Annotated in this window: 17 protein-coding genes; 10 read left to right on the top strand and 7 right to left on the bottom strand. The window is 73.3% G+C overall.

What is annotated here, in order from left to right; all coding sequences use genetic code 11:
• Positions 1 to 134: 134 nt before the first annotated feature.
• The 3 genes from B082_RS0107900 to B082_RS0107890 all read left to right on the top strand — a co-directional run bounded on the left by B082_RS0107900 (position 135) and on the right by B082_RS0107890 (position 7575).
• Complete coding sequence (locus B082_RS0107900; RefSeq protein WP_018551274.1) at positions 135 to 1661, top strand: hypothetical protein; 1527 nt, start codon at positions 135 to 137, stop codon at positions 1659 to 1661.
• Positions 1662 to 1770: 109 nt separating this feature from the next.
• Positions 1771 to 2691, top strand: a complete 921-nt coding sequence (locus tag B082_RS0107895) for a hypothetical protein (protein ID WP_018551273.1) — start codon at positions 1771 to 1773, stop codon at positions 2689 to 2691.
• A 72-nt stretch (positions 2692 to 2763) separates the two neighbouring features.
• Positions 2764 to 7575 (top strand): hypothetical protein, encoded by a 4812-nt coding sequence (locus B082_RS0107890; RefSeq protein WP_018551272.1) that lies wholly within the window; start codon positions 2764 to 2766, stop codon positions 7573 to 7575.
• Positions 7576 to 7596: 21 nt separating this feature from the next.
• Here B082_RS0107890 and B082_RS0107885 read toward each other — a convergent pair whose 3' ends face one another.
• A complete protein-coding gene (locus B082_RS0107885; protein ID WP_078622526.1) occupies positions 7597 to 8067 on the bottom strand; it encodes a hypothetical protein in 471 nt (156 codons plus the stop codon).
• A 400-nt stretch (positions 8068 to 8467) separates the two neighbouring features.
• On the opposite strand from B082_RS0107885, the gene B082_RS0107880 reads away from it, so the two are divergent.
• The 4 genes from B082_RS0107880 to B082_RS0107865 are packed head-to-tail and all read left to right on the top strand — an operon-like array spanning position 8468 to position 12739.
• Positions 8468 to 11272, top strand: a complete 2805-nt coding sequence (locus B082_RS0107880) for a nitrate- and nitrite sensing domain-containing protein (RefSeq protein WP_051094595.1) — start codon at positions 8468 to 8470, stop codon at positions 11270 to 11272.
• The gene (locus B082_RS0107875; RefSeq protein WP_018551269.1) at positions 11269 to 11712 is read left to right on the top strand and encodes a roadblock/LC7 domain-containing protein; all 444 of its coding nucleotides are present in this window, start codon (positions 11269 to 11271) and stop codon (positions 11710 to 11712) included. Before B082_RS0107880 ends, B082_RS0107875 begins: the two co-directional genes overlap by 4 nt.
• Positions 11713 to 11721: 9 nt before the next feature.
• On the top strand, positions 11722 to 12144 hold the full coding sequence (locus B082_RS0107870; protein WP_018551268.1) for a DUF742 domain-containing protein: 423 nt from the start codon (positions 11722 to 11724) through the stop codon (positions 12142 to 12144).
• Positions 12125 to 12739 (top strand): GTP-binding protein, encoded by a 615-nt coding sequence (locus tag B082_RS0107865; protein WP_026249541.1) that lies wholly within the window; start codon positions 12125 to 12127, stop codon positions 12737 to 12739. The genes B082_RS0107870 and B082_RS0107865 overlap by 20 nt, the downstream gene beginning before the upstream one ends.
• A 31-nt stretch (positions 12740 to 12770) precedes the next feature.
• Here B082_RS0107865 and B082_RS0107860 read toward each other — a convergent pair whose 3' ends face one another.
• Together B082_RS0107860 and B082_RS0107855 are read right to left on the bottom strand one after the other, a co-directional pair.
• Positions 12771 to 13151 (bottom strand): DUF962 domain-containing protein, encoded by a 381-nt coding sequence (locus B082_RS0107860; protein WP_018551266.1) that lies wholly within the window; start codon positions 13149 to 13151, stop codon positions 12771 to 12773.
• 119 nt (positions 13152 to 13270) lie between these two features.
• Positions 13271 to 14077: a M15 family metallopeptidase gene (locus tag B082_RS0107855; RefSeq protein WP_018551265.1), complete on the bottom strand. Its 807-nt coding sequence runs from the start codon at positions 14075 to 14077 to the stop codon at positions 13271 to 13273.
• Between the two features lie 157 nt (positions 14078 to 14234).
• Between B082_RS0107855 and B082_RS0107850 the strand changes: the two genes are divergently transcribed.
• Positions 14235 to 14744: an NUDIX domain-containing protein gene (locus tag B082_RS0107850; protein WP_018551264.1), complete on the top strand. Its 510-nt coding sequence runs from the start codon at positions 14235 to 14237 to the stop codon at positions 14742 to 14744.
• A 6-nt stretch (positions 14745 to 14750) separates the two neighbouring features.
• Here B082_RS0107850 and B082_RS0107845 read toward each other — a convergent pair whose 3' ends face one another.
• Positions 14751 to 17102 carry a glycoside hydrolase family 31 protein gene (locus B082_RS0107845; protein ID WP_026249540.1) on the bottom strand — a complete coding sequence of 784 codons (2352 nt, stop codon included), beginning with the start codon at positions 17100 to 17102 and terminating at the stop codon, positions 14751 to 14753.
• Positions 17103 to 17357: 255 nt separating this feature from the next.
• On the opposite strand from B082_RS0107845, the gene B082_RS0107840 reads away from it, so the two are divergent.
• Positions 17358 to 19334 carry an acetoacetate--CoA ligase gene (locus B082_RS0107840; RefSeq protein ID WP_018551262.1) on the top strand — a complete coding sequence of 659 codons (1977 nt, stop codon included), beginning with the start codon at positions 17358 to 17360 and terminating at the stop codon, positions 19332 to 19334.
• Between the two features lie 40 nt (positions 19335 to 19374).
• On the top strand, positions 19375 to 20319 hold the full coding sequence (locus tag B082_RS0107835) for a hypothetical protein (RefSeq protein ID WP_018551261.1): 945 nt from the start codon (positions 19375 to 19377) through the stop codon (positions 20317 to 20319).
• An 83-nt stretch (positions 20320 to 20402) separates the two neighbouring features.
• Here the strand turns inward: B082_RS0107835 and ptsP are convergent, their stop codons facing one another.
• The 3 genes from ptsP to B082_RS39785 form a co-directional block, all read right to left on the bottom strand.
• On the bottom strand, positions 20403 to 22073 hold the full coding sequence (ptsP, locus tag B082_RS0107830) for a phosphoenolpyruvate--protein phosphotransferase (RefSeq protein WP_026249539.1): 1671 nt from the start codon (positions 22071 to 22073) through the stop codon (positions 20403 to 20405).
• 79 nt (positions 22074 to 22152) lie between these two features.
• A complete protein-coding gene (locus B082_RS0107825) occupies positions 22153 to 22602 on the bottom strand; it encodes a PTS sugar transporter subunit IIA (protein WP_026249538.1) in 450 nt (149 codons plus the stop codon).
• A 278-nt stretch (positions 22603 to 22880) separates the two neighbouring features.
• On the bottom strand, positions 22881 to 23206 hold a 326-nt coding region (locus B082_RS39785), incomplete at its 5' end, for a hypothetical protein (RefSeq protein WP_234018128.1).

The raw sequence follows: 23206 nt of genomic DNA, 5'->3' as shown, positions 1-23206 counted from the left end.
CCGGGCGGCACGGGCGGGCGGCGGGGCGTGACCGACTCCGGGCAGCGGGCGGCGGGGCATGACCGACTCCGGGGCAGGCGGGCCCTTCTGCGCCGTTTCGACCGTTGTCAGTCCGAGGACCTAATCTGTGCAGCGTGACTTCGCCTGCCTACACGGACAACGCTGCGCCCCAGCTCAGCGCGGGGCCCCGGCCCGCACCGGGCCCGGCCGCCGACGAGGGGCTCTCGCGTCGGCTGCGCGCGCTCGCCTGCACGGCGCCGCTGCACGACCTGGACGTCCGCAAGGCGAACCTCGCCGGTGAGTACAGCGGCTACGCCATGGCCGAGGTCGCCCTCGCGGCCATCGACCACGTCACGCTCAACATGGACTTCGACACCGGCGCCGACCACGACCAGATAGTGACCAGGCTCCTTCCGCGCGTCGCCGCCCAGGCCCCCGGCCGCCCGGCCGCCGAACACGAACGGGTCGCCCGCTGGGTCCTGGAGAACCTGATCAACGTCGGCAGCGTGGACCGTGGATTCCGCGCCGTCTACGGCACGTTCGGGCCCGACGGCGTCTACGTCCGCCGCGACTACGACTTCAAGCTCATCGAGGAGGTCCCGGGGCACGGCGGCAGCGTCTACCTCAGGGCCACCGACGAAGCGGTCAACGTCCTGGTCGGAGCCCTCGACACGGACGTCACCAGCGCCCAGATCGCCGCCGAGGTGAAGCTGGAGGTCCTGATCAGCCGGGGCAGGCTGGCCGACGCCCAGCTCGCCGCCGAGCAGGCCCGCTACCGGACCGTGCAGTACGCGGAGACCCTCCGCAGGACGCTCGACGCCACCCGGCGCAACGTCCGCGCGGTCGACTGGCTCAACACCGTGCCCGACATGATCGCCGAGGCGCTCGACCACGTAGCCGACCGCTACCGCCACGAGAACGCGATCCTCACCAACATCCGCAAGGCCCGCGACGAGGCCGAGGACCCCGAGCACAAGCGCCGCGCCGCCGAGCTGGTCGACATCGTCAAGGACTGCATCCGCCGCCACACCCAGCTCCAGTCCCGGCTGCTGGAGGCCGGCCCCCTCTTCCGCGCCGAACAGGACCGGCAGGCCTTCGCCGCGCCCGCCGCCCGCACCGGCCTCGATCTGTACGGGCAGCTCCTGGCCCCGCTGCTGCCGCTCCCCGTCGAACAGGCGACCCGGGCCACCGACGCCTTCTTCGCCCGTGGCACGGGCCTGCGCACCCCGGTCTCCGTCCGGGTGGGCGACCTGGTCGACCTGCTCCTGAGCCCGCCCCCGGCCCGCGAACACCTCGGCGCCGAGATGCCCGAGCCGGACCTGATCGCCACCCCGGACGACAGCCGGTTCAGCGAGGAGCAGTTGGCCGCCGCGATGGAACTGCTCGATCTGGAGCACGACGCGCCGCGCCGCCTGTCCGGGCTCCTGGCCGACGCCCGTCGGAGCGATCCTGACCTGCCCTACCTGGTCGCCCTGCTCGCGGTGCACGCCGCGAGCCCCCCGGTCGGCACCGCCTACCGCCAGGGCGAGCGCCGTCTGCTCTTCTCCGTGGACGACGGCACCCCGCTGGACGACGACGAGTTCGGCGGCGCCGACCTGATCGTGGGCACCGCACTGCTCGACGCGGCCGGCATGGCGGCGGACCGCTCGGAGGCGTCATGACCTCCCGCCCACCCCTTCCCGGGCCCGCCCGCAGAACCCTCCACAGGTCCTGCCCCGGGCCCCTCCGCAGCATTTTTCACCGGACTTTCCGCAGCAAGGAGCGAGTGTCGTGAGCGACCACCGCGCAGAGCACACCGACGCGTGGAGCGAGCCCGCCGACCGGCCCGCCTCCGCTTACGAGCCCGACCGGGCCACGCCCGCACCGGCCGCCGTCACCCCGGCGGACGCGGCCGACGCCGCCCGGCTCGTCGCCTTCGGCCTCCAGCCCAAGCTGCTGCCCGCCCGCGACGCCGAGTACGCCGAACTGCTGCGCCGCTACCGGGACGACACCGCCTTCGCCCGGCTCGCCGACGCCGTGGCCACCGGTCTCGGCCTCATCGTCCTGGAGGTCTCCCCCCGGGCCGGCATGGCCGTCACGGCGGGCGAGGACTCGGTCTTCGCCGTCCGCATGGGCGACTACGCCCGCCGCGCCTCATCGGACTCCGCGGACCGCTTCCTGCACGGCCTCGCCCACCTCGCCGTCGCCGCCATGGCCTTCCCGCGCCCCGAGGACCTCGCCGACGACGCGTACATCGGCCGGATCACGGTCAACGGCGTCGACGCCTTCGTCCGCCAGGCGTGCAACCGCCTGGAGGAGCGCGCCGAGGAGCAGGGCGACAACACCGACCCGGTCAGCGAGGCCCCGGGCCTGGAGGCCGGCTGGCGCGTCTACGCCCGGCGCAGCGCCACCGGCGCGACCAAGGACGCCCGCCGGCTCGCCGGTTCCACCACCGGCATCATCGGAAAGGCCGTCGCCTTCCTCACCGACTCCGGCTTCCTCCAGCGCACCGGAGACGACGCCGGAGGTACCTACCGCACCACCGCCCGCTACCAGCTCCAGGTCCGCGACATGGCGGGCAGTGCCGCCATGGCCGAACTCCTGGAGCTGGGCGTCGTCCCCGTCACCGACGGCAGCGCCACCCTGCTGCCGCCCCCGGACCCCGACGACCTGGAACTGGCGGCCGACGCGGGCCTGCCCTTCCACGGCTGACCACCGCCGGGCCGTCCGCCCCGCCCCGACGTCCTTCCCCCCCCGCTTCCCGAACGACGAGAGTCCGCCGCCATGTACGAGCTGTCCCGGGTCCGCCTCTACTCCATCGGACCTGCCGGCGCACGCTACGCCGACACCGTGCTCGACCTGCGCGGAGTGGGCGAGCCCGTGCCCCACCCCGCCCCGGCGCAGGCGGAGTTCTTCGAGGAGGAGCCGGTCGGCCCGCCGCGCAGGCCCGCCCCGGCCGGCGTGCTCTTCCTGGAGAACGGCGGCGGCAAGTCCGTCCTGCTGAAGCTGATCTTCTCGGTGATGCTGCCGGGCCACCGCAACACCCTGGGCGGCGCCAGCTCCGGCGTCCTGCGCAAATTCCTGCTCGCCGACGACTGCGGCCATGTCGCGCTGGAGTGGCAGCACACGCTGACCGGCGAGTGCGTCGTCGTCGGCAAGGTCAGCGAGTGGCGCGGACGCCAGGTCTCCAACGACCCGCGGAAGTTCGCCGAGGCCTGGTACTCCTTCCGGCCAGGACCCGGGCTCGGCCTCGATTCGCTGCCCGTCGCGGAGTCCACCGCCGTCGGCCGCCCCGCCGAGGGCGTCTCCGGCGCCCGGGGCAGGCGCCGCACCATGAAGGGCTTCCGGGACGCGCTCACCGAGGCCGGCAAGTTCTACCAGCACCTCGACGTGCACTGGGAAGAGATCCACGACCGCTGGAACGAACACCTCGGCGAACTCGGCCTGGACCCCGAACTCTTCCGCTACCAGCGCGAGATGAACGCCGACGAGGGCGAGGCGGCCGGCCTCTTCGCGGTGAAGAAGGACTCCGACTTCACCGACCTGCTGCTGCGCGCCGTCACCGACACCCGCGACACGGACGGCCTCGCCGATCTGGTCAGCGGCTTCGGGAACAAACTGGGCCGCCGCGCCGAACTCACCGCGGAACGCGACTTCACCGCCGGCTCCGTCGACCTGCTCGGCCGCATCGTCGAGGCCGCCGGGACCCGTGCCCGCACCCGCGACATCCACGCCGGCGCCGAGCGCCGCACCCGCACCCTGGCCCGCAGGCTCTCCGCCCGCGCCGGCGAGGAACGCGGCCGGGCGGCCGAGCTCGCCCAGCAGGTCACCGCCGCCGCCCACACCGTCACGGGCGCCGAGGAGACCCGCGGCCGCCTCGCCCTGATCGCCGCCGAACTCGCCTACCGGCACGCGTCGCTGGCCCTGACCGCCGCCGAGAAGAGCGCCGCCGCCGGGCGCCGCGAGCTGGGCGACGCCCGCACCCTGCACTCCGCCTGGCAGGCCGCCGAAGCCGTCCTGCGCCACCGCGCCGCCGCCGACCGCTCCGCGCGCGTCGCCGTGGCGATCCGGGAGGCCGAGCGCGACGCCGCCCCCGCGCTCGCCGCCCGTGCCAGTGCGGCGGCCGACCTCGTACGGGCCCTGCACACCGCCGCCGAAGCGGGCGAGAGCCGGGCCAACGAGGAGGAGGAGCGCTCCGACACCCTCCAGAGTGCCGGCGAGGCCGCCCACCGCGACGCCACCACCGCCGCCACCGAGGCCCAGCGTGCCCGCAGCGAGGCCGGCCATCTGCGCCAGCGCCTGGCCGAGGTGGAGCAGGAGACCGCCGAGGCCGTCCGGGCCGGCTGGCTGGACGACACCGCACCCCACGCCGACCCGGCCAGGGCAGCCCTCGCCGCCAACGACGCCGAACAGGCCGCCGTGGCCGCCTGGGACACCGCCCGCGAGGCAGCCGGCGCCGCCGCGGACCTGGCCAGGCAGGCCACCGCCGACGAGAGCCGCGCCGAACTGGCGGCGGCGCGCGCCGCCGACGGCGCCCGAGCCGCCGAACAGGCCTACGAGGCCGAGCTGAGGGCCGCCGAGTCGATCGCCGCCGAGCCCCGCCTCGCCGAACTGCTCGGGCTGCCCGCCGACCGGGCCGGCGGGGTGCCCAGGCCCCGGCAGGCAGCCGCCCCCGGGACCGGGCAGAGCGCCGACAACCAGCACCGGCACGACGAGGGCCCCGGCTCCGGACCTGCCGCCCCGGACGGAGCCGATCCCGCCCCGCACGGCACGCCCACCGCCACCGCCGCACGGACTGCCGAACAGGCCCTCACCGCCGACGAGTTCGACCGCAGCGCGGATGAGCTGCGCGACCTGCTCGACCAGGGCGTCGGCGCCGCCGAACGACGCCTGTTCGAACTGCGCACCGCGGCGGCCGACGACTCACGCATCCTGGGCGCCCTCGGCGACGGCGGCCTCCTGCCACCTGGACCCGACGTGCTCGCCACCGTGGAATACCTCGGCGAGCAGGGCATCCCCGCCCTGCCCGGCTGGCGCTACCTCGCCCAGGCCGTCGACCCCGCCGACCACGCGGCCGTCCTCGCCGCCCGGCCCGAGCTCGTCGACGGCGTCGTCATCACCGACCCCGACGCGCACGCCCGCGCCCGCGAGGTCCTCGGCGCCGCGGCCCTGCTGCCGCGCTCCGCCGTCGCCGTCGGCACCGCGGCCGCCCTGCTCGCCCCCGTGCCGGACCCGGGCACCGGCCCCTACGCCGACGGCGACGGGGTCTTCCTCGTACCGCCGAACCCGGCCATGCACGACGAGCACGCCGCCGACGAGGAACGCCACGCCCTGCGGAGCCGGGCCGCCGCCCGCGACGAGGACATCCGGGTGCTCGCCGCCCGTCTCGGCGCCGACCGCGCGCTCGCCGCCCGCATCGGCTCCTGGCGTGCCGACTGCCCGCCCGGCATGCTCGCCGAGCTCGCCGAAGCCGCCGACGCCGCCCGCACGGCAGCCGAGACGGCCGAGGCCGCCCTCGCCGAGGCGCGTACGGTCCGGGCCGAGGCCGACGAGGCCGCCGCCGACACCGCCCGCGTCCGGGAGGAGCGCCAGGAGGCCGCCCAGCGCGCCCGCCGGGCCGCCGACGCGCTCGCCGGACTCGCCTTCCGGCTCCGCGAACGGGCGGGCTGGCAGGCCAAGCTGCGCGAACTGACCGACGAGGCGGCGGAGTCCGAGGCCCGCGCCACCGTGTTCCTGGAGCGGGCCCGGGTCGCCGACGAGGACCGCCGGGCCGCCCAGCGCGCCGCCGACGACGCCCGCCGCACCGCCCGCGCCCTGCGCGCCGAACGGGCCGAGATCGCCGGCGCTCCCGAAACGATCCCGGACCTCGGCGACGACGCCCCGCGCCAGGCCCTGCCCGCCCTGCGCGAGGCCTACCGCGCGGCCTCCCAGCTCTACGAGAAGGTCGGCGTCGGCGCCGACCTGCGCGCCGAACAGGCCCGCGCCGAGAGCGACGAGAGCGCCGCGCTCGCCGAGCTGGACCGGCTCACCAACAAGGTCCGCACCCGGGCCGCCCAGCTCCTGGAGGGCACCGACGGCGCCGACGGCCCGTCCCGGCAGGCCGCCGCCGCCCGCGCCGAGTCCCTCGTCCAGCTCCTGGAGACCCGCGCCTCCACGGCCAGCGAGCAGCTCGGCCGGCTGCGCGGAGAGGCCGAACGCCTGGCGCCCGCCGACGGCGAGAGCCTGCACACCGAACTGCCCGCCGAGCAGGTGCCCGCCGACGCCGAACAGGCCCAGGCCCTCCTGCGCACCGCCACCGCCGAGCTGGCCTCCGCGACCGCCGCACTGGACACCGCCCGCGCCGCGCACACCGAGCTGCTCCACGCCCACCGCACCGCCGAGGACTCGGCGGGCGGCTTCGACGAGACCGCCGCCCTGCTGCGCGACCTGCTCAGGGACCACGGCGCCGATGACGACCCGGAGAGCCCCGAGCCGTACCCCGGCAGCCTGGAGGAGGCCCGGCAGTCCGCCGCCGAGGCCCGCCGCTCCCTGCGCGGCTGCGCCGCCGACCTGTCCGCCGCCGAAGCGGCCGTACGGGAGGCGAGCGACGTCCTCGTACGGCACGCCAACTCCACCCGCTACGAACAGGTCCGCACCCCCGCCCGCCAGCAGATCCGCGAGCTGCCCGCGGCGGCGCTCCCCGAGCACGCGGAGAAGTGGGCCACCGCCTTCGCGCCCCGGCTGCGGGTCCTCACCGACGAGCTGGCCCAGCTGGAACGCAACCGCGACTCCATCGTCGACCGGCTGCGCGGCCTCGTGGAGTCCGCGCTCACCACGCTCCGCTCCGCCCAGCGGCTCTCCCGGCTCCCCGAGGGCCTGGGGGAGTGGTCCGGGCAGGAATTCCTCCGCATCCGCTTCGAGGAACCCGACCAGGCCACCCTGACCGAACGGCTCGGAGAGGTCATCGACGAGGCGACGAAGGCGGCCCTCAAGAAGAACTCCGACCTGCGCCGGGACGGGATGTCCCTGCTCCTGCGCGGTGTCGGGGCGGCCCTGGAGCCCAGGGGCATCGCGGTGGAGATCCTCAAGCCGGACGCCGTCCTGCGCGCCGAGCGCGTACCGGTCGGACAGATGGGCGACGTCTTCTCCGGCGGCCAGCTCCTCACCGCGGCCATCGCCCTGTACTGCACGATGGCCGCCCTGCGCAGCAACGACCGGGGACGCGACCGCGCCCAGCACCGCCACGCGGGCACGCTCTTCCTGGACAATCCGATCGGCCGCGCCAACGCCGCTTATCTGCTGGAGCTCCAGCGCGCGGTTTCCGACGCGCTGGGCGTACAACTGCTGTACACCACCGGGCTGTTCGACACGACGGCCCTCGCGGAATTCCCGCTCGTGATCAGGCTGCGCAATGACGCGGACCTGCGGGCGGGCCTGAAATACATCAGTGTCGAGGAACACCTGCGCCCCGGACTGCCGCAGCAGGACCCGGGCAGCGAGACCGTGCACGGCGAAATCACCGCCACCCGCATGTTCAAGCGCGGCGCTCCGGCCCCGCGGACGCTGCCGGCGCAGGCCGCCTCCGAGCCCGCCGAGGAGACCCGCACGGCGCGGTAGCTTCCGGGGTAGCGGGGAGCGTCAGGCGCGGGAGAGACGGCTGTCGGCGCTCCCGCGGCGTATCCGGGAGGCATCCCGCTGCGCGGCACGGGCCGCCCGTCGCGCCCTGCGGCGTTCGCGGCGCAGCTGCCGGGCCGAGCTGCTGGGCATGGAGACGACGCCGTTGCGCTGGTTCCACACCTGGCGGGTGACCCAGACGTCCAGCACCGACCAGGTCGCGACCACCGTGCTCGCCACCCCGCTCAGCACCATCGGGAAGGACAGCCAGGACCCGGCCAGCGCGGTCAGGAAGGCGACCATCGCCAGAATCATCGTCAACGACATGATGAGCACCGCCCGGACCGCCGCCGTGCGCACCGGGTCCGGCATCCGCCGCCGCAGCGCCGGCTCCTCGACCCAGAGCGGCTGGCGCGGAACAGCCGCCCCCTCCCACTCGCCCACGCCCTCTGCCGCCCCGGCCTCCGCCGCGTCACGACGTTCCTGTGTGTCCAAGGCCCTTCACTCCCACCGCTGTCCGACTTCAGGGTTGCTGCCCGGCATACACCCTTTCTACGCGGACGGTCCGTCCCGTCCTGCCGAGCGTGCCCCCGCAGTCCCCCTACCCCCGTACTGATGGACGAGTGGCCCGCGGTGAAGATTCCTCCCAGCCGTCACGAAACGAAGAATTCCAGCCAACCGGGACGGGAAGGAACGTGCCGGTCCCCCGGGCCTCTTCCGTCTCTTTCGTGAATTTCATCTCCAGGAATACCAGGACAAGTCATGGTCAACTCCAGGTAAGGCGGCCGAAAATCGTCCGGACGTGCCTTCGAGTTGTCTGTGTGTCGGTAGTAGGCTCGCGCCGTTTGTTGACGAAACACCATCCCCGCCCCGCGGGGGCGAGCTGGGGGAGGCCATGCGCTTTCGCGGAAAGTCCATCCGCAGGAAGATCGTGGCGTTGCTGCTCGTGCCGCTCGTCTCCCTCACCGCGCTGTGGGGTTTCGCCACTTACCTCACGGGGCGCGAGGCCGGGAAACTGCTCAGTGCGAGCGCCATCGTGGAGAAGGTGGGCCACCCCCTGGAGGACACCGTCCGGGTCATCCAGAGCGAGCGCCGCCAGACCCTCGTCTTCCTCGCGGACCCGCGCGCCTCCGACGCCCTGCCCCTGCTGCGCAACCGGCGCGCCGCCACCGACCGGGTCGTCGCCGAGGTCAGCCGCAGCGCCGAGCAGAAGGACATCCGCGACGCGCTCGGCCCGAGCGCCGAGACCCAGCTCGCCTCGATACTCGGCGCCGTCGAGGGACTGGACGCCCTGCGCGACTCCGTCGACGAACGCACCATCGGCCGGCTCAAGGCGATGGCCTACTACAACCGCCTCATCGACCCCTGCTACCGCTTCCTGACCGGCCTGCACACCATGGAGAACGTCACCATGGACCAGCAGGTCCGGGCGCTGACCGGACTGTCCCGCGCCCGCGAGATGCTTTCCAGGGAAGACGCCCTGATCGCGTCGGGCCTGCTGGCGGGCCGCCTCACAGCCCCCGAACTCCGGCAGATCTCCGATCTCGTCGCCCAGCGCCAACTGCTGAACGAGATCAACCTCGACCTGCTCCCCGCCTCCGAACGCCGGCGCGTCCAGCAGTACTGGCAGGGCCCGGACAGCGAGCCGCTGCGCTCCGCCGAGGACAAGATCATCAGCCAGGGCCCCACCACCAGCCCGCGCGCCGTCGACGCCGCACGCTGGCAGGAAGTCGCCCCGCCCGCCCTGGAACGGCTGGCCAACGACTCGACCGAGATGAACAACCGCTTCCAGGACCGCGGCAAACCCGCCGGCTACGGAGTCCTGATCAAGGCGGGCATCGCCGGCGTCCTCGGCTTCCTGGCCCTCCTCGTCTCCGTCTTCGTCTCGGTACGCATCGGCCGCGAGCTCGTCCGCGACCTCTCCCGGCTGCGCAAGGACGCCCATGAGGTCTCCGGGGTACGCCTGCCGAGCGTGATGCGCCGGCTCGCCGCGGGCGAGCACGTCGATGTGGAGACCGAGTCCCCGCACCTCCAGTACGAGCGCGACGAGATCGGCCAGGTCGGCCAGGCCCTCAACACCCTGCAACGCGCCGCCGTCGAAGCCGCGGTCAAGCAGGCCGACATGCGGCGGGGCGTCTCGGAGGTCTTCGTCAACCTCGCCCGGCGCAACCAGGTCCTGCTGCACCGCCAACTCACGCTCCTGGACACGATGGAGCGGCGCACGGAGGACACCGAAGAGCTCGCCGACCTCTTCCGCCTCGACCACCTCACCACCCGCATGCGCCGCCACGCCGAGGGCCTGGTGATCCTCTCCGGGGCGGCCCCGTCGCGGCAGTGGCGCAAGCCCATCCAGCTGATGGACGTGGTGCGGGCAGCCGTCGCCGAGGTCGAGGACTACGAACGGATCGAGGTCCGCCGACTGCCCCGCATCGGGGTGGGCGGCCCGGCCGTCGCCGACCTCACCCACCTGATCGCCGAACTCCTGGAGAACGCCACGGTGTTCTCGCCCCCGCACACCGCCGTACAGGTGCTCGGCGAGCGGGTCGCCAACGGCTTCACCCTGGAAATCCACGACCGGGGGCTCGGCATGCCCCCCGACGTCCTCCTGGACGCCAACCTCCGGCTCGCCGAGACCCCCGAGTTCGAGCTCTCCGACACCGACCGCCTCGGCCTCTTCGTGGTCAGCCGGCTCGCCCAGCGCCAGAACGTCAGGGTCTCCCTCCAGACGTCCCCGTACGGAGGCACCACCGCGGTGGTGTTCATCCCCGCCGCACTCCTCACGGACGCCCCCGAATCGCACGGCACCGGCTTCCGCCTGGACCGCAGGTCCGAGAAGGCCATCGCCGGCAGGGCGGGCGGCGAAGCCGCGCTCCACGAGCCCGGATCCGGACCCGTGCCGGGCCGCCCCGGCGGCCTGTCCCCGGTCCCGACAGGACTGGTCGACCCGGCCCTGCTGGACGGGCCCGTCGAGCTCGAAGGCCCCGAGGGACCCCTGGACTTCACCCGCGACCCGGTCCTCGAAGCGGTGGCCGGACCCGGGCTCGACCCCGTACTCGACGGAGTGTCCGACCTGGAGGACACCGAGAGCGAGCGCGGCGGCATCTTCCGCGCCCGCGAACTGCGCCGCGACGGCGACCGCGAGCAGCACCAGCAGGCAGCCGACCACCTCGCGGACTCCGACGGCGTCCGGGCGCTGCGTCCCGAGGGCATCCGGCCGCTGCCCCGTCGCCGCAGGCCGCCGACGCTGGTCGCGGACCGGGGCCGCCGGGTCGACGAGTCAGGCCGGGCGCACCCAGGCGCCGACGATCCCGAAGCGGTCCGCCCGGTTCCGCCGGCGGACCGGCGCCGCGCCGCCGAGCCCCGGCAGCCCACCGGCTTCCGCGAATCCGCAGAGCCCGCCGAACCCGCGGTGCCCGCACCCCGTTCGCCCCGGCCCGCCGCGGACACGGTGGGCGGACTGCCCCGCCGCGTCCGGCAGGCCAGCCTCGTCGCTCAGCTGCGCGAGGGACCGGACGGCCGCACGGCCGGACCGGACCCGGTGGCGGCCCCCGACGACATCGAGCGGGACGCGGAAGAGGTACGCAGCCGTATGGCCTCGCTCCAGCGCGGCTGGCAGCGGGGCCGCCAGCAGAACGCCGAGGACGTGACCGGCCACGGTGACACAGCACAAGGAACCACTCCGGGAGGGGACGGTCCATGACCGCACCGAACGCCGCAGCACCCGACTCCGCACGCCAGGGGTCCGGCGAACTGAACTGGCTCCTCGACGAACTCGTCGAGCGCGTCGCCAGCATCCGCAAGGCGCTGGTGCTCTCCAGCGACGGCCTGGCCACCGGCGCGTCCAAGGACCTGACGCGCGAGGACAGCGAGCACCTGGCCGCCGTGGCCTCGGGCTTCCACAGCCTGGCCAAGGGCGTGGGCCGGCACTTCGACGCGGGCCGGGTCCGTCAGACCGTGGTCGAACTGGACGAGGCGTTCCTGTTCGTCACGGCGGCCGGCGACGGCAGCTGTCTCGCCGTGCTGGCCGAGTCCGAGTCGGACGTGGGGCAGGTGGCGTACGAGATGACGCTGATGGTCAAGCGCGTGGGCGCCCACCTGGCCAACGCGCCCCGGACGACCGGTCATCCCTCCGGGGGGTGAGCGGACGGCATGAGCGCCGAATCGCCCGGCTCCCCGGAGACCCCGGCAAGGCCGCGGGCCCCGCGCTGGTACGACGCCGACGCGGGGCCGGTCGTCCGCCCCTACGCGATGACCCGCGGGCGTACCAGCAGCGCGTCCCGCCACCGTCTCGACCTGATCGCGATCGTCGTGCCCGAACCCGCGGCCGAGGACCCGGGCAGGGACCAGATGCTCTCGCCGGAGCATGTGGAGATCGTCGAACTCTGCAGTGAGCTGCCCCAGTCGATCGCCGAACTCGCCTCGGCCCTGGACCTCCCCGTGGGGGTGGTCCGGGTCCTGATCGGGGACCTCGTCGAGGACGAACTGGTGCATGTGACCCGTCCCGTTCCGCCGGCCGAGCTGCCGGACGTGAACATTCTCCGTGAGGTGATCAATGGCCTTCGGGCGCTCTAGCCGCAGCAGGCGGTCCGTGGAGCCCGTCACCCTCAAGATCCTGGTGGCGGGCGGCTTCGGCGTGGGCAAGACGACGCTGGTGGGCGCGGTCAGCGAGATCAGGCCGCTGCGCACGGAGGAGAGGCTGACCGAGGCGGGGCGTCCGGTGGACGACCTGGACGGCGTCGAGGCGAAGACCACGACGACGGTGGCCATGGACTTCGGGCGGATCACGCTCCGCGAGGACCTGGTGCTGTACCTCTTCGGCACGCCGGGGCAGGACCGCTTCTGGTTCCTGTGGGACGAGCTGGCCCAGGGCGCGCTGGGCGCGGTCGTCCTGGCGGACACCCGGCGCCTGGGGGACTGCTTCGCGGCGATCGACTACTTCGAGCGGCGCAAGATCCCGTTCGCGGTCGCGGTCAACTGCTTCGAGGGCACGGACCGCTTCCCGCAGGCGACCGTACGGGAGGCGCTCGACCTGGACCCGGAGGTGCCGCTCCTCACGTGCGACGCGCGGGACCGCCCGTCGGCGCGGGACGTGCTGGTGGCCGTCGTCGAGCACGCGCTGTCCCGCGCGGGCCGGGGGCGCGAGCCCGTGACGACCCAGGCTCCGTGACGGCCCGGGTTCCGTTACGACCCGGGCTCCGTTACGACTCGGGTTCCGTGACCGTCTGGGCTTCCCGGCCGTTCTCGGCGAGCCACTTCGCGGCGGTCCGCGCCAGCTCGTGGTCGCGTCCGGCGAGCATCATCCGGATCATCTGCACATCGCCGCGCAGCGACCAGGCGGGGTGGCCGAAGGTGGCCGGGTTGTTCTTCTCGATCAGGAAATGGGCGGGCCAGGCCGTCCCGTAGCCGATCAGCGGCAGCGCGGCCGCGTACCGCTTGCGGCCGCGCGCCAGCCCGTACGCGGTCACGGCGAGGCCGGTCAGCGTGCCGGTGAGATGGACCCAGCGGGTCGCGGCCCGGGAGTGCATCGCGACGTAGTACGGCCAGAACTCTTCGTACGACTCGAACGTCTGCTGTGACATACGGGAACCGTAATGGCTGGACCGGCAACCGGAAACGGCCCGGCTGCGTCCGAAAGGAAGAAAGGGCGGCCGGAACCCACGGGGGTGGTCCCGGCCGCCTTTTCCACTGCCCCGGCGCCTCAGTGTCCGGCGACGGACCTCCGCGTCACCGGGAAGTCGAAATAGGTGTCGGGGAACAGCTCGGGCTGGAAGGTGTAGTGCCACCATTCCTCGGCCAGGTTCACGAAACCGGCCTCGGTGAGCGTCTCCTTGAGGAACTGCCGGTTGGCGCGCTGGACACCCTGGACGCGCGGGTCGTCCGTGTGCGAGAGCGTGTCGAAGCAGTCGAAGCCGGTGCCCATGTCGACCGAGTTGTCGGGGAAACGCTCCGCCCGCGGCGCGTAACAGGGTGCGAGCTTCTCGCCCGGCCGGTACGGCCTGGTCGGCAGCGCGGGCAGCCGGACCAGGGTCAGGTCCACCGTGCTGCCCCGGCTGTGTCCGGACTTCTCCGCGATGTAGCCGTCCGCGAACAGCCGGGTCTTGTCGACCCGCGGATAGAACTCGGCCTTCATCTTCTGGTCGTCGAGGTCCTTCGCCCACCGCACGAAGTGGTCGACGGCCCGCTGCGGGCGGTAGCAGTCGTACACCTTCAGCGAGTACCCCTGCCGCAGCAGCCGGAGCTGGGCGCGGTGCAGGGCCTCGGCGGCCGGCCGGGTCAGGATGCAGAGGGACTGGCGGTAGCCGTCCACGGGCTCGCCCATGAAGTCGTGGGCGGTCGGGTAGCGCATCTCCTGGATGATCGTGGGGTCCACCGAACGCAGCGAGACGAACTCCCCGGGCGCCTTCGGCTCGGGCCGCGCCTGCGCCACCGGGGCGGTGACGGTCACGGCGAGCAGGGCGGCGGCAGCGGCTGCCAGGGTACGGAATACGGTCGCGATACCTGTCATGAGCACATCCTCCAACGGCCGGTCCCGCCGGGAGGCCGATCCGATACAGTCCGCGCGTGTCCGCCACCGTCTTTGCGCCCGGCCACCACGATTGCGGGAGACACCCGGCCGGTGCGCGTACGGCGGGGCCCGGCCGGCACGAGAAACGGAGAACCCCGTGAAGCACTCCCACTGCGGCGACTGCGGAGCCCCGTACACCGGCCTCGCGTCCCCCGACCACTGGCCCCGCACCTGCGCCGCCTGCGGTGACACCGCCTACCGCAACCCGCTCCCGGTCGCCGTCGCCCTGCTCCCCGTCACCGACGGGAACACCACCGGCCTGGTCGTCATCACCCGCACCATCGAACCCGCCCTCGGCGGCCTCGCGCTCCCCGGCGGCTTCATCGACCACACCGAGGACTGGAAACACGCGGTCGTACGCGAACTGCGCGAGGAGACCGGCATCGAGGCCCGCCCCGACGACGTCCGCCTCGCCGACGCCCTCAGCTCACCCGACGGGCACCTCCTCCTGTTCGGACTGCTCCCCGAACGGCCGGCCACCGCCCTCCCGCCGTCCGCACCGACCGACGAGACGACCGGCTACACCCTCCTGCGCGCCCCCGCCCCACTCGCCTTCCCCCTCCACACCGAGGCCGCCGACGCCTGGTTCGCCGGCCGCTACCACTGAGCCCGCTCACACCCCCCGCACCCGCACCGGCCGTTCCACGAGGCCCTCCTCACCGTCACGCTCCACCACGACCCGCCCGTCCACCAGCCGCGTCGTGTACCGCTCGACCTCCACCGGCTCCCAGCCGTCACCCGCGTCCCCGACCACCGTCCCGCCACCGCCTCGCCCCACGACCGGGGCCCACACCTCCAGCTCCACCCCGCCGTCCGCGCCCCGCACCGGAATCACCGCCCCGGCCCGCGCGAGCACCGGTACCCGCGACAGCGGCGCCTGGACCACCACCTGCCCCGGCCCCTCGTACACCGCCCCGCTCACCGTGTCGTACCAGCGCCCCGGCGGCAGCCGCACCGCCCGCTCGGAAACCCCCGGCTCCAGCACCGGAGCCACCAGCAACGCGTCACCCAGCAGATACGCGTCCTCGCAGTCGCGCAGCGCCCGGTCCCCTGGGGACGACCACCACAGCGGACGGACATACGGCGCCCCCGTCAGCCGGGCCAGCCGCGCCAGCGTCACCCAGTACGGGCGCAGCCGCTCCCGCTCCTCCAGCACCTCCCGCGCACCGGCCAGCACCACGGGCCCGAACTCCCACGGCTCCCGGCGGCCCGCGTCGATCGCCGCGTGCGTACGGAACAGCGGAAGGTACGCCCCCAGCTGGAACCACCGCAGATACAGCTCGGGCGACGGCGACCCGTCGAACCCGCCCACGTCGGGACCCGAGTACGGCACCCCGCACAGACCGAGACCCAGCACCAGCGCCAGCGATGCCCGCAGCCCCGGCCAGCCCGTCGCCACATCACCGGACCAGGTGCCCCCGTAACGCTGCATCCCCGCCCAGCCGGAGCGCGAGAACAGGAACGGCCGCTCGTCCGGCCGAAGCCGGGCCAGCCCCTCGTACCCGGCACGCGCCATCGCCAGGCCGTATACGTTGTGCGCCTCGCGGTGATCGCCGCCGCGTCCCTCCAGCGCGTGCCGCGCCGAGCGGGGGAGCGACGGATCGCCGAACGGCGTGAACGACACCGGCTCGTTCATGTCGTGCCACACCCCGGAGAAACCCCGCGCCAGACGCTCCTCGTACAGCCCGCCCCACCACGCGCGCACGTCCGGATCGGTGAAGTCCGGATAGACGCACGTACCCGGCCACACCTCCCCGCGCACCACCCGCCCCCGGGCATCCCGGACGAACGCGCCCGCGGCGCCCACCGCCCGGCCCGAGTCGTGGACCTCGTCCCCCGCCACCGCCGCGACCGCCGGGTCCACGATCGACACCAGCCGCACCCCGTCCTCCCGCAACTCCTTCGCCAGGCCGGGCAGATCGGGGAAACGCTCCCGGTCCACCGTGAACACCCGGTGCCCGTCGAAGTGGTCGATGTCCAGATGCAGCGCCGACAGCGCGAGCCCCCGCTCCCGGTACCCCGCCGCGATCCGCCGCACCTCCCGCTCGCTCCCGAACCCCCACCGCGCGTGCTGCGGCCCCAGCGCCCAGGACGGCGGCACAGCGGCCGCCCCCGTCAGCGCCGACCAACCTGCCAGCACCCGGGCCGGCGTGCCCGCCACCACCCAGCAGCGCAGCGGCCCCCCGTCCATCCGCACCTCCGACATCCCCGGCCGGTCGTGCCCGGACCCCGCCCCCTCCTTCCCCTCCCGCAACGACACCCGGCCCGACCAGGAGTTGTCGTGGAACACCAGATGCGTCCCCGCGTCCGAGACGACCACCTGCACCGGCATCGTCAGATACAGCGGATCGTCCCCCGGACCGAACCGCCCGCCCGGATCCGTGTTCCACAACCCGTACGACCCGTCCCGCAGCCGCGGCCCCGAAGCCCGCCCGCCGAGCCCGAAGAACCGCGCGTCCGCCGGCACCTCCGAGCGCTGCACCCACCGCGCGTCCCCGCCGCCCACCGGCTCCCACCACCTCGGCGGCAGCTCCCGGCGCAGCACCACCCCGCCCGGCGTCCGCAGCTCCACCGCCCCGTGCCGGGACACCGCGACCGTCAGCCGCTCCGACACCACCTGCCAGCCACCGTCCGTACCCGGCTCCAGCACCGCCCTCGGATCGGCGCCGGGCGCCTCCCCGGGCAACGCGTACGACGGCAGCGGCTCCGCCCCGTCCCACCCCCAGAACACCGCACCGCCCACCGCCACCCGGATCCGCAGCTCCGAACGGGCGAACCTCACCACACCGCCCGCCGGCCCAGGCTCCGCCCCCGTCACGGGCCCCGGCACCCGCGCCCGCTCGGGACCGCGCGAGGGCAACGCCCGCGCGTCCGCACGCACCCGGCGCCACGCCGAGCGCACCGTACGCAGCCCCCGCTTCGAACCGACCAGCTTCACCGAGCGCACCAGGTCACGACCGTTCATGCGGTCACCCTGCCACCCGCGAGGGCGCGAACAGGCCCCGTTCAACTTCCGTTCACCCGCGCCGGACCGCGACCGACCGACCCGCGCCCGTACGTGCCCGGACCACATACCGGGACACGAGAGCATGTACGGGCAACCCTGGTGCGAGAGACGATCACATGGCATCGTCCGTGGCGTCGCCTCACGCGCACACCCCAGCCCGTGCGCGCGACCTGCGCACACACCGCGTACCCGCTACAGCCAGGGAGCCGCCCCATGACCTCAGCAGCCGACGAAGCCCCCCTGTGGCAGCCCGGCCCCGACCGCATCGCGGCCGCAGCCGTCACCCGCTTCCAGAGCTGGGCCGCCGAACACCACGGCGCCCCCGCCGAGGGCGGCTACGCCAGTCTGCACCGCTGGTCCGTCGACCACCTCGACAGCTTCTGGAAGGCCGTCGCCGAATGGTTCGACGTGCGCTTCTCCACCCCGTACGAGCAGGTCATCGGTGACCGCACGATGCCCGGCGCCACCTGGTTCGCCGGCGCCACCCTCAACTACGCCGAGCACGCGCTGCGCGCCGCCGAGGACCCCCTGCGCGCCGACGCGCCCGCCCTGCTCCACGTGGACGAGAGCCACACCCAGGCCCCGACCTCCTGGTCCGAGCTGCGCCGCCAGGTCGGCTCGCTCGCCGCCGAACTCCGCGCACTCGGCGTGACCCCCGGCGACCGCGTCAGCGGCTACCTTCCCAACATCCCGCAGGCCGTCGTCGCCTTCCTCGCCACCGCGTCCGTCGGCGGCGTCTGGACCTCCTGCGCCCCCGACTTCGGCGCCCGCAGCGTCCTCGACCGCTTCCAGCAGGTCGAACCCGTCGTCCTGTTCACCGTCGACGGCTACCGCTACGGCGGCAAGGAACACCACCGCGCCGACACCGTCGCCGAGCTCCGCCGCGAACTGCCCACCCTGCGCGCCGTCGTGCACATCCCGCTGCTGGGCACCGAGGCCCCGGAAGGCGCCCTCGACTGGGCCGCCCTCGTCGCGGCCGACACCGAGCCCGTCTTCGAGCAGGTCGCGTTCGACCACCCGCTCTGGGTCCTCTACTCCTCGGGCACGACCGGCCTGCCCAAGGCCATCGTCCAGTCCCAGGGCGGCATCCTGGTCGAACACCTCAAGCAGCTCGGCCTCCACTGCGACCTCGGCCCCGAGGACCGCTTCTTCTGGTACACCTCCACCGGCTGGATGATGTGGAACTTCCTCGTCTCCGGCCTCCTCACCGGCGCCACTGTCGTGCTGTACGACGGAAGCCCGGGTTACCCGGACGTCAGCGCCCAGTGGCGCGTCGCCGAACAGACCGGCGCCACCCTCTACGGCACCTCCGCCGCCTACGTCATGGCCTGCCGCAAGGCCGGCATCCACCCGGGACGCGACTTCGACCTCTCCCGCGTCCAGTGCGTAGCCACCACCGGCTCCCCGCTCCCGCCGGACGGCTTCCGCTGGCTCCACGACGAGGTCGCCGACGACCTCTGGATCGCCTCCGTCAGCGGCGGCACCGACGTGTGCAGCTGCTTCGCCGGCGCGGTGCCCACCCTCCCCGTCCACATCGGCGAGCTCCAGGCAGCCAGCCTCGGCGTGGACCTTCATTCCTGGGACCCGGCGGGCGAACCCCTGACCGGCGAGGTCGGCGAGCTCGTCGTCACCCAGCCGATGCCCTCCATGCCGGTCCGCTTCTGGAACGACCCCGACGGCAGCCGCTACCACGACAGCTACTTCGACGTGTACCCCGGCGTCTGGCGCCACGGCGACTGGATCACCATCACCGAGCGCGGCGCCGTCGTCATCCACGGCCGCTCCGACTCCACCCTCAACCGGCAGGGCGTCCGCATGGGCTCCGCCGACATCTACGAGGCGGTCGAACGCCTCCCCGAGATCCGCGAATCCCTCGTCATCGGCCTGGAGGAACCGAACGGCGGCTACTGGATGCCGCTCTTCGTCCACCTCGCCGAAGGCGCCACCCTGGACGACGCCCTCCGCGACAGCATCAAGCGCACCATCCGCGAGAACCTCTCGCCCCGCCACGTCCCCGACGAGGTCATCGAGGTCCCCGGCATCCCGCACACCCTCACCGGCAAACGCATCGAGGTTCCGGTCAAGCGTCTGCTCCAGGGAACGGCCCTGGAAAAGGCCGTCAACCCCGGCTCGATCGACAACCTGGAACTCCTCCACTTCTACGAGAAGCTCGCCCGCGAACGCCGCTGAACCCGCCACTGTCAGTACCCATGGCTACTCTGAGTGAGCAATGTTCGACAGCGCACTGGGGGAAGTCATGGCGCACACCAGGAACAAGCGGACCACCGTCCACGGACGGACCGGCACCACCATGCGACGCACGCTGCGCCGCGAAGCACCGACCACCATCGGCCTGCTGACCGATGAACAGGACTTCGCGGCGATGCGGCGCTACCGCACCTTCACCTTCGAGGACCACGGCGTCTACCTGAAGCAGGTGGAAGGCCTCCTCAGGACCCTCACCGCCCAGGGCGTGCACACTACGGTCGCCCTCTTCGACCCGCAGGAGTACGCGGAGTACTGCGCGGAGGCGGGAATCGCCCCCGACACCCCGGCCGGCCGCAGCCGCTTCATCGCGGAGATCGCCGCCTGCGGAGCCACCGTCGCCTACGCGGGCCAGCCGATGGACGCCCTGATCCCGGCCCTCGTCGGCCGGGCGGTCCGCCGGGCCACCTGGGAGTACGCCACCATGCTGCTGGCCGGCCTCGGCGAGTGCGCCGACTGCGGCCAGGACATCGGGCGCGCGGCTTTCGACCGCGCCTCCCACCTCCTGGAGCGCACCCTGGCGGCGGCCGGTCCCGGCACCCATCACCTGGTGTGCAGCACACCCACGCGGCACGAGCAGTTGCTCGCCGCCCTGCACACCGACCGGGACGGCACGGGCCCGGCCTGCCTCGACTCCGCGGAGGGCGCCGAATTCGTCAGCGTGCTGGCCGTCGGTATCGCCCTGGAGAGCCACGGCGGAGTCGTCCTGCGGACCAGCGCGCCCGGCGCCCCGGACCGGGTACACGGCTGGCGGCTCGATGGAGGCTGCCTCGCCCCGCTGACCGCCGGCGAGGTCTTCAGCGCCTACTGCACCGACGCCGACACCGGTGAACCGGTCGCCCCGGAGTCCGGCGTGGAGTACTGCGCGGGCTTCGACATCGGGGCCGACGAGCCGGAACAGCACCGCTGACACGCCGAAGGGGCTTCCCGCCTCTCCCGGCGGGAAGCCCCTTCCCCTCTCGTTCTGCCGGCTCTCGCGCCGCCGGCGCGGACCTACTCGCCCGACAGCACCGCCTGCGCCGCGATGCGCGCTTCCTCGGCGGATTCCGCCGCACGCGCGGCCGACGCGGCCCGCTCGCACTGGGCGAGCGTGTACTTGGCCAGCGTGGTGCGCACATAAGGAATGGAGGCCGCGCCCATCGACAGCGACGTCACACCGAGACCGGTCAGCACACAGGCGAGCAGCGGATCGGAGGCCGCCTCACCGCACACACCGCAGCTCTTCCCCTCGGCCTTGGCCGCCTCGGCCGACATCGCGACCAGATCCAGCAGCGCGGGCTGCCAGGGGTCCTGGAGCCGGGACACCGCACCCACCTGACGGTCGGCGGCGAAGGTGTACTGCGCCAGGTCGTTGGTGCCCAGCGACAGGAACTCGACCTCCTGCAGCACCGAGCGCGCCCGCAGCGCCGCGGACGGGATCTCGACCATCGCACCGAACTTCGCGTTCAGCCCGGCCGCACGGCACGCGTCGGCGAAGGCCTTGGCGTCGGCACGGTCGGCGACCATCGGCGCCATGACCTCAAGGTAGACGGGAAGCCCCTCGGCCGCCTTGGACAGCGCGGTCAGCTGGGTACGCAGCACGTCCGGGTGGTCCAGGAGGCTGCGCAGCCCGCGCACACCGAGCGCCGGGTTCGGCTCGTCCGCCGGCGTGAGGAAGTCGAGCGGCTTGTCCGCCCCGGCGTCCAGCACCCGCACGACGACCCGGCCCTCGGGGAAGGCCTCCAGCACCGCGCGGTACGCGGCGATCTGCTTCTCCTCGGACGGCGCCTGCGTGCTGTCGTCCAGGAAGAGGAACTCGGTACGGAACAGGCCCACGCCCTCCGCACCCGCCTCGACGGCCGCCGGCACGTCACCGGGACCGCCGACGTTGGCGAGCAGCGGCACCTTGTGCCCGTCCGACGTGGCGCCGGGACCGGTCGACGCCGACAGCGCGGCCTTGCGCGCGGCGGCGGCGCTCTCCATCTCCGCACGCTTCGCTGCGCTCGGCTCGACGAAGATCTCGCCGGTGCTGCCGTCCACGGCGATCAGCGTGCCCTCGGCCAGCTCGCCGGCTCCGGGCAGCGCCACGACTGCGGGCACACCGAGCGCCCGCGCCAGAATCGCGCTGTGGCTGGTCGGCCCGCCCTCCTCGGTCACGAAGCCGAGTACCAGCGCCGGGTCCAGCAGTGCCGTGTCGGCGGGCGCGAGGTCACGCGCGATGAGGACGTACGGCTCGTCGCTGTCCGGCACACCGGGCATCGGCACGCCGAGCAGACGGGCCACGATCCGGTTGCGCACGTCGTCCAGGTCGGCGACCCGGCCGGCCAGGTATTCGCCGGCGCCCGCCAGCAGCGCCCGGTACGAGGCGAACGCGTCGTACACACCGCGCTCGGCGGTGCTCCCGACGGCGATGCGCCGTTCGACATCGGCGATGAGTTCGGGATCCTGGGCCATCATGGCCTGGGCCTCCAGCACGTGCTGGGCCTCACCACCGGCCAGGTTGCCGCGCGCGATGAGGTCGGCGGCCACAGCCTCCACGGCCTGCCGGGCCCGGCCCTGCTCGCGCTCCGCCTCCTCGGCAGGGATTTGCTTGGCCGGCGGTTCGAGCACCGCGGTGCCCATGTGCCGTACCTCGCCGATCGCCACACCGTGGCTCACGCCTACGCCCCGCAGCGTTGTCTCCATTTCACCCGTCTCCGGTCGTGCGGTGGCCGTTGCCTCCGCGGTGGTGGATATCCAGTCGGCTGTCACTGCGCCGATCGCGTTACTGCCAGCTGAACAGTGCGTCGCCGGCCGCCACTTCGCCGCTCTCCACGACGGCGCCGAGGGAATCGGCGGTCGCCTCCAGCGCCACGACCGGGCACACCGGCGACTTGCCGGCCGCCTCGACGGCGGCCGGGTTCCACCGGACGACGGCCTGGCCGCGGGCGACGGTGTCGCCCTTGCTCACGAGCAGCTCGAAGCCCTCGCCGTTGAGCTGGACCGTGTCGATGCCGAGGTGCGTCAGCACACCGTGCCCCTCGCTGTCGACCACTACAAAAGCGTGCGGGTGCAGGGAGACGACGATCCCGTCGACGGGTGCGATGGCCTCGGAGGGCTCGCGCACGGGGTCGATGGCGGTGCCGGGACCGACCATCGCCCCGGCGAAGACTGGGTCGGGTACGTCAGCGAGCCCAATGGCGCGTCCGGCAAGAGGGGACGTCACAGTGGTCATGGGGGCCTCCCAGTGGAGCTTCGAAGGTGCCGCCGCGGCTTGATTGGAGGACGGCGTACTGCTCAGCAGACTAAGTCATAGGAAGTCCCGGTTCCGCCCGAGTCCTGGCGGTTCGAGGACCTAGGGGCGCACCGGAAACGATTTGCCTCGACTCCCGGCAGCCTGTACTGTCGTACTCCTGCCTGGCCCCAACGCGACTTTGAGTCGGGGGTCGGCGGCGGCTATTGAGCCCAAACCCTAACCCGAAATCGGGCACCCGCATGTCTGCGGGGGGCCGGTCAGGGGGAGCGGAAAGGTTTGATAGAGTCTGAATCGCCGAAAAGGGAAACGCGAAAGCGAAGAACTGGAAAGCGGAAAAGCACGGCCCGCTTCGACCGGGAATCGGACACGAAAGAGTCTGATAGAGTCGGAAACGCAAGACCGAAGGGAAGCGCCCGGAGGAAAGCCCCAGAAAGTGTTCTGCGGGTGAGTACAAAGGAAGCGTCCGTTCCTTGAGAACTCAACAGCGTGCCAAAAGTCAACGCCAGATATGTTGATACCCCGGCCTGCTTCGGCAGGTTGGTGGTTCCTTTGAAAAGTCCTACGAGGTCACTGACCTGGTAGG

This window comes from Streptomyces sp. ATexAB-D23 (genome assembly GCF_000373645.1).
Taxonomy (GTDB): Bacteria; Actinomycetota; Actinomycetes; order Streptomycetales; family Streptomycetaceae; genus Streptomyces; species Streptomyces castrisilvae.
Note: the sequence above shows the minus strand (reverse complement) of the source record. Positions and strands in the feature narration are given on the sequence as shown.

Bases quoted from the DNA above. Each gene is read 5' to 3' on its own strand.
- B082_RS0107890 (WP_018551272.1), top strand. From the start codon at position 2,764: ATGTACGAGCTGTCCCGGGTCCGCCTCTACTCCATCGGACCTGCCGGC.
- B082_RS0107880 (WP_051094595.1), top strand. From the start codon at position 8,468: ATGCGCTTTCGCGGAAAGTCCATCCGCAGGAAGATCGTGGCGTTGCTG.
- B082_RS0107875 (WP_018551269.1), top strand. From the start codon at position 11,269: ATGACCGCACCGAACGCCGCAGCACCCGACTCCGCACGCCAGGGGTCC.
- B082_RS0107870 (WP_018551268.1), top strand. From the start codon at position 11,722: ATGAGCGCCGAATCGCCCGGCTCCCCGGAGACCCCGGCAAGGCCGCGG.
- B082_RS0107865 (WP_026249541.1), top strand. From the start codon at position 12,125: ATGGCCTTCGGGCGCTCTAGCCGCAGCAGGCGGTCCGTGGAGCCCGTC.
- B082_RS0107860 (WP_018551266.1), bottom strand. From the start codon at position 13,151: ATGTCACAGCAGACGTTCGAGTCGTACGAAGAGTTCTGGCCGTACTAC.
- B082_RS0107855 (WP_018551265.1), bottom strand. From the start codon at position 14,077: ATGACAGGTATCGCGACCGTATTCCGTACCCTGGCAGCCGCTGCCGCC.
- B082_RS0107845 (WP_026249540.1), bottom strand. From the start codon at position 17,102: ATGAACGGTCGTGACCTGGTGCGCTCGGTGAAGCTGGTCGGTTCGAAG.
- B082_RS0107840 (WP_018551262.1), top strand. From the start codon at position 17,358: ATGACCTCAGCAGCCGACGAAGCCCCCCTGTGGCAGCCCGGCCCCGAC.
- B082_RS0107835 (WP_018551261.1), top strand. From the start codon at position 19,375: ATGTTCGACAGCGCACTGGGGGAAGTCATGGCGCACACCAGGAACAAG.
- ptsP (WP_026249539.1), bottom strand. From the start codon at position 22,073: ATGGAGACAACGCTGCGGGGCGTAGGCGTGAGCCACGGTGTGGCGATC.
- B082_RS0107825 (WP_026249538.1), bottom strand. From the start codon at position 22,602: ATGACCACTGTGACGTCCCCTCTTGCCGGACGCGCCATTGGGCTCGCT.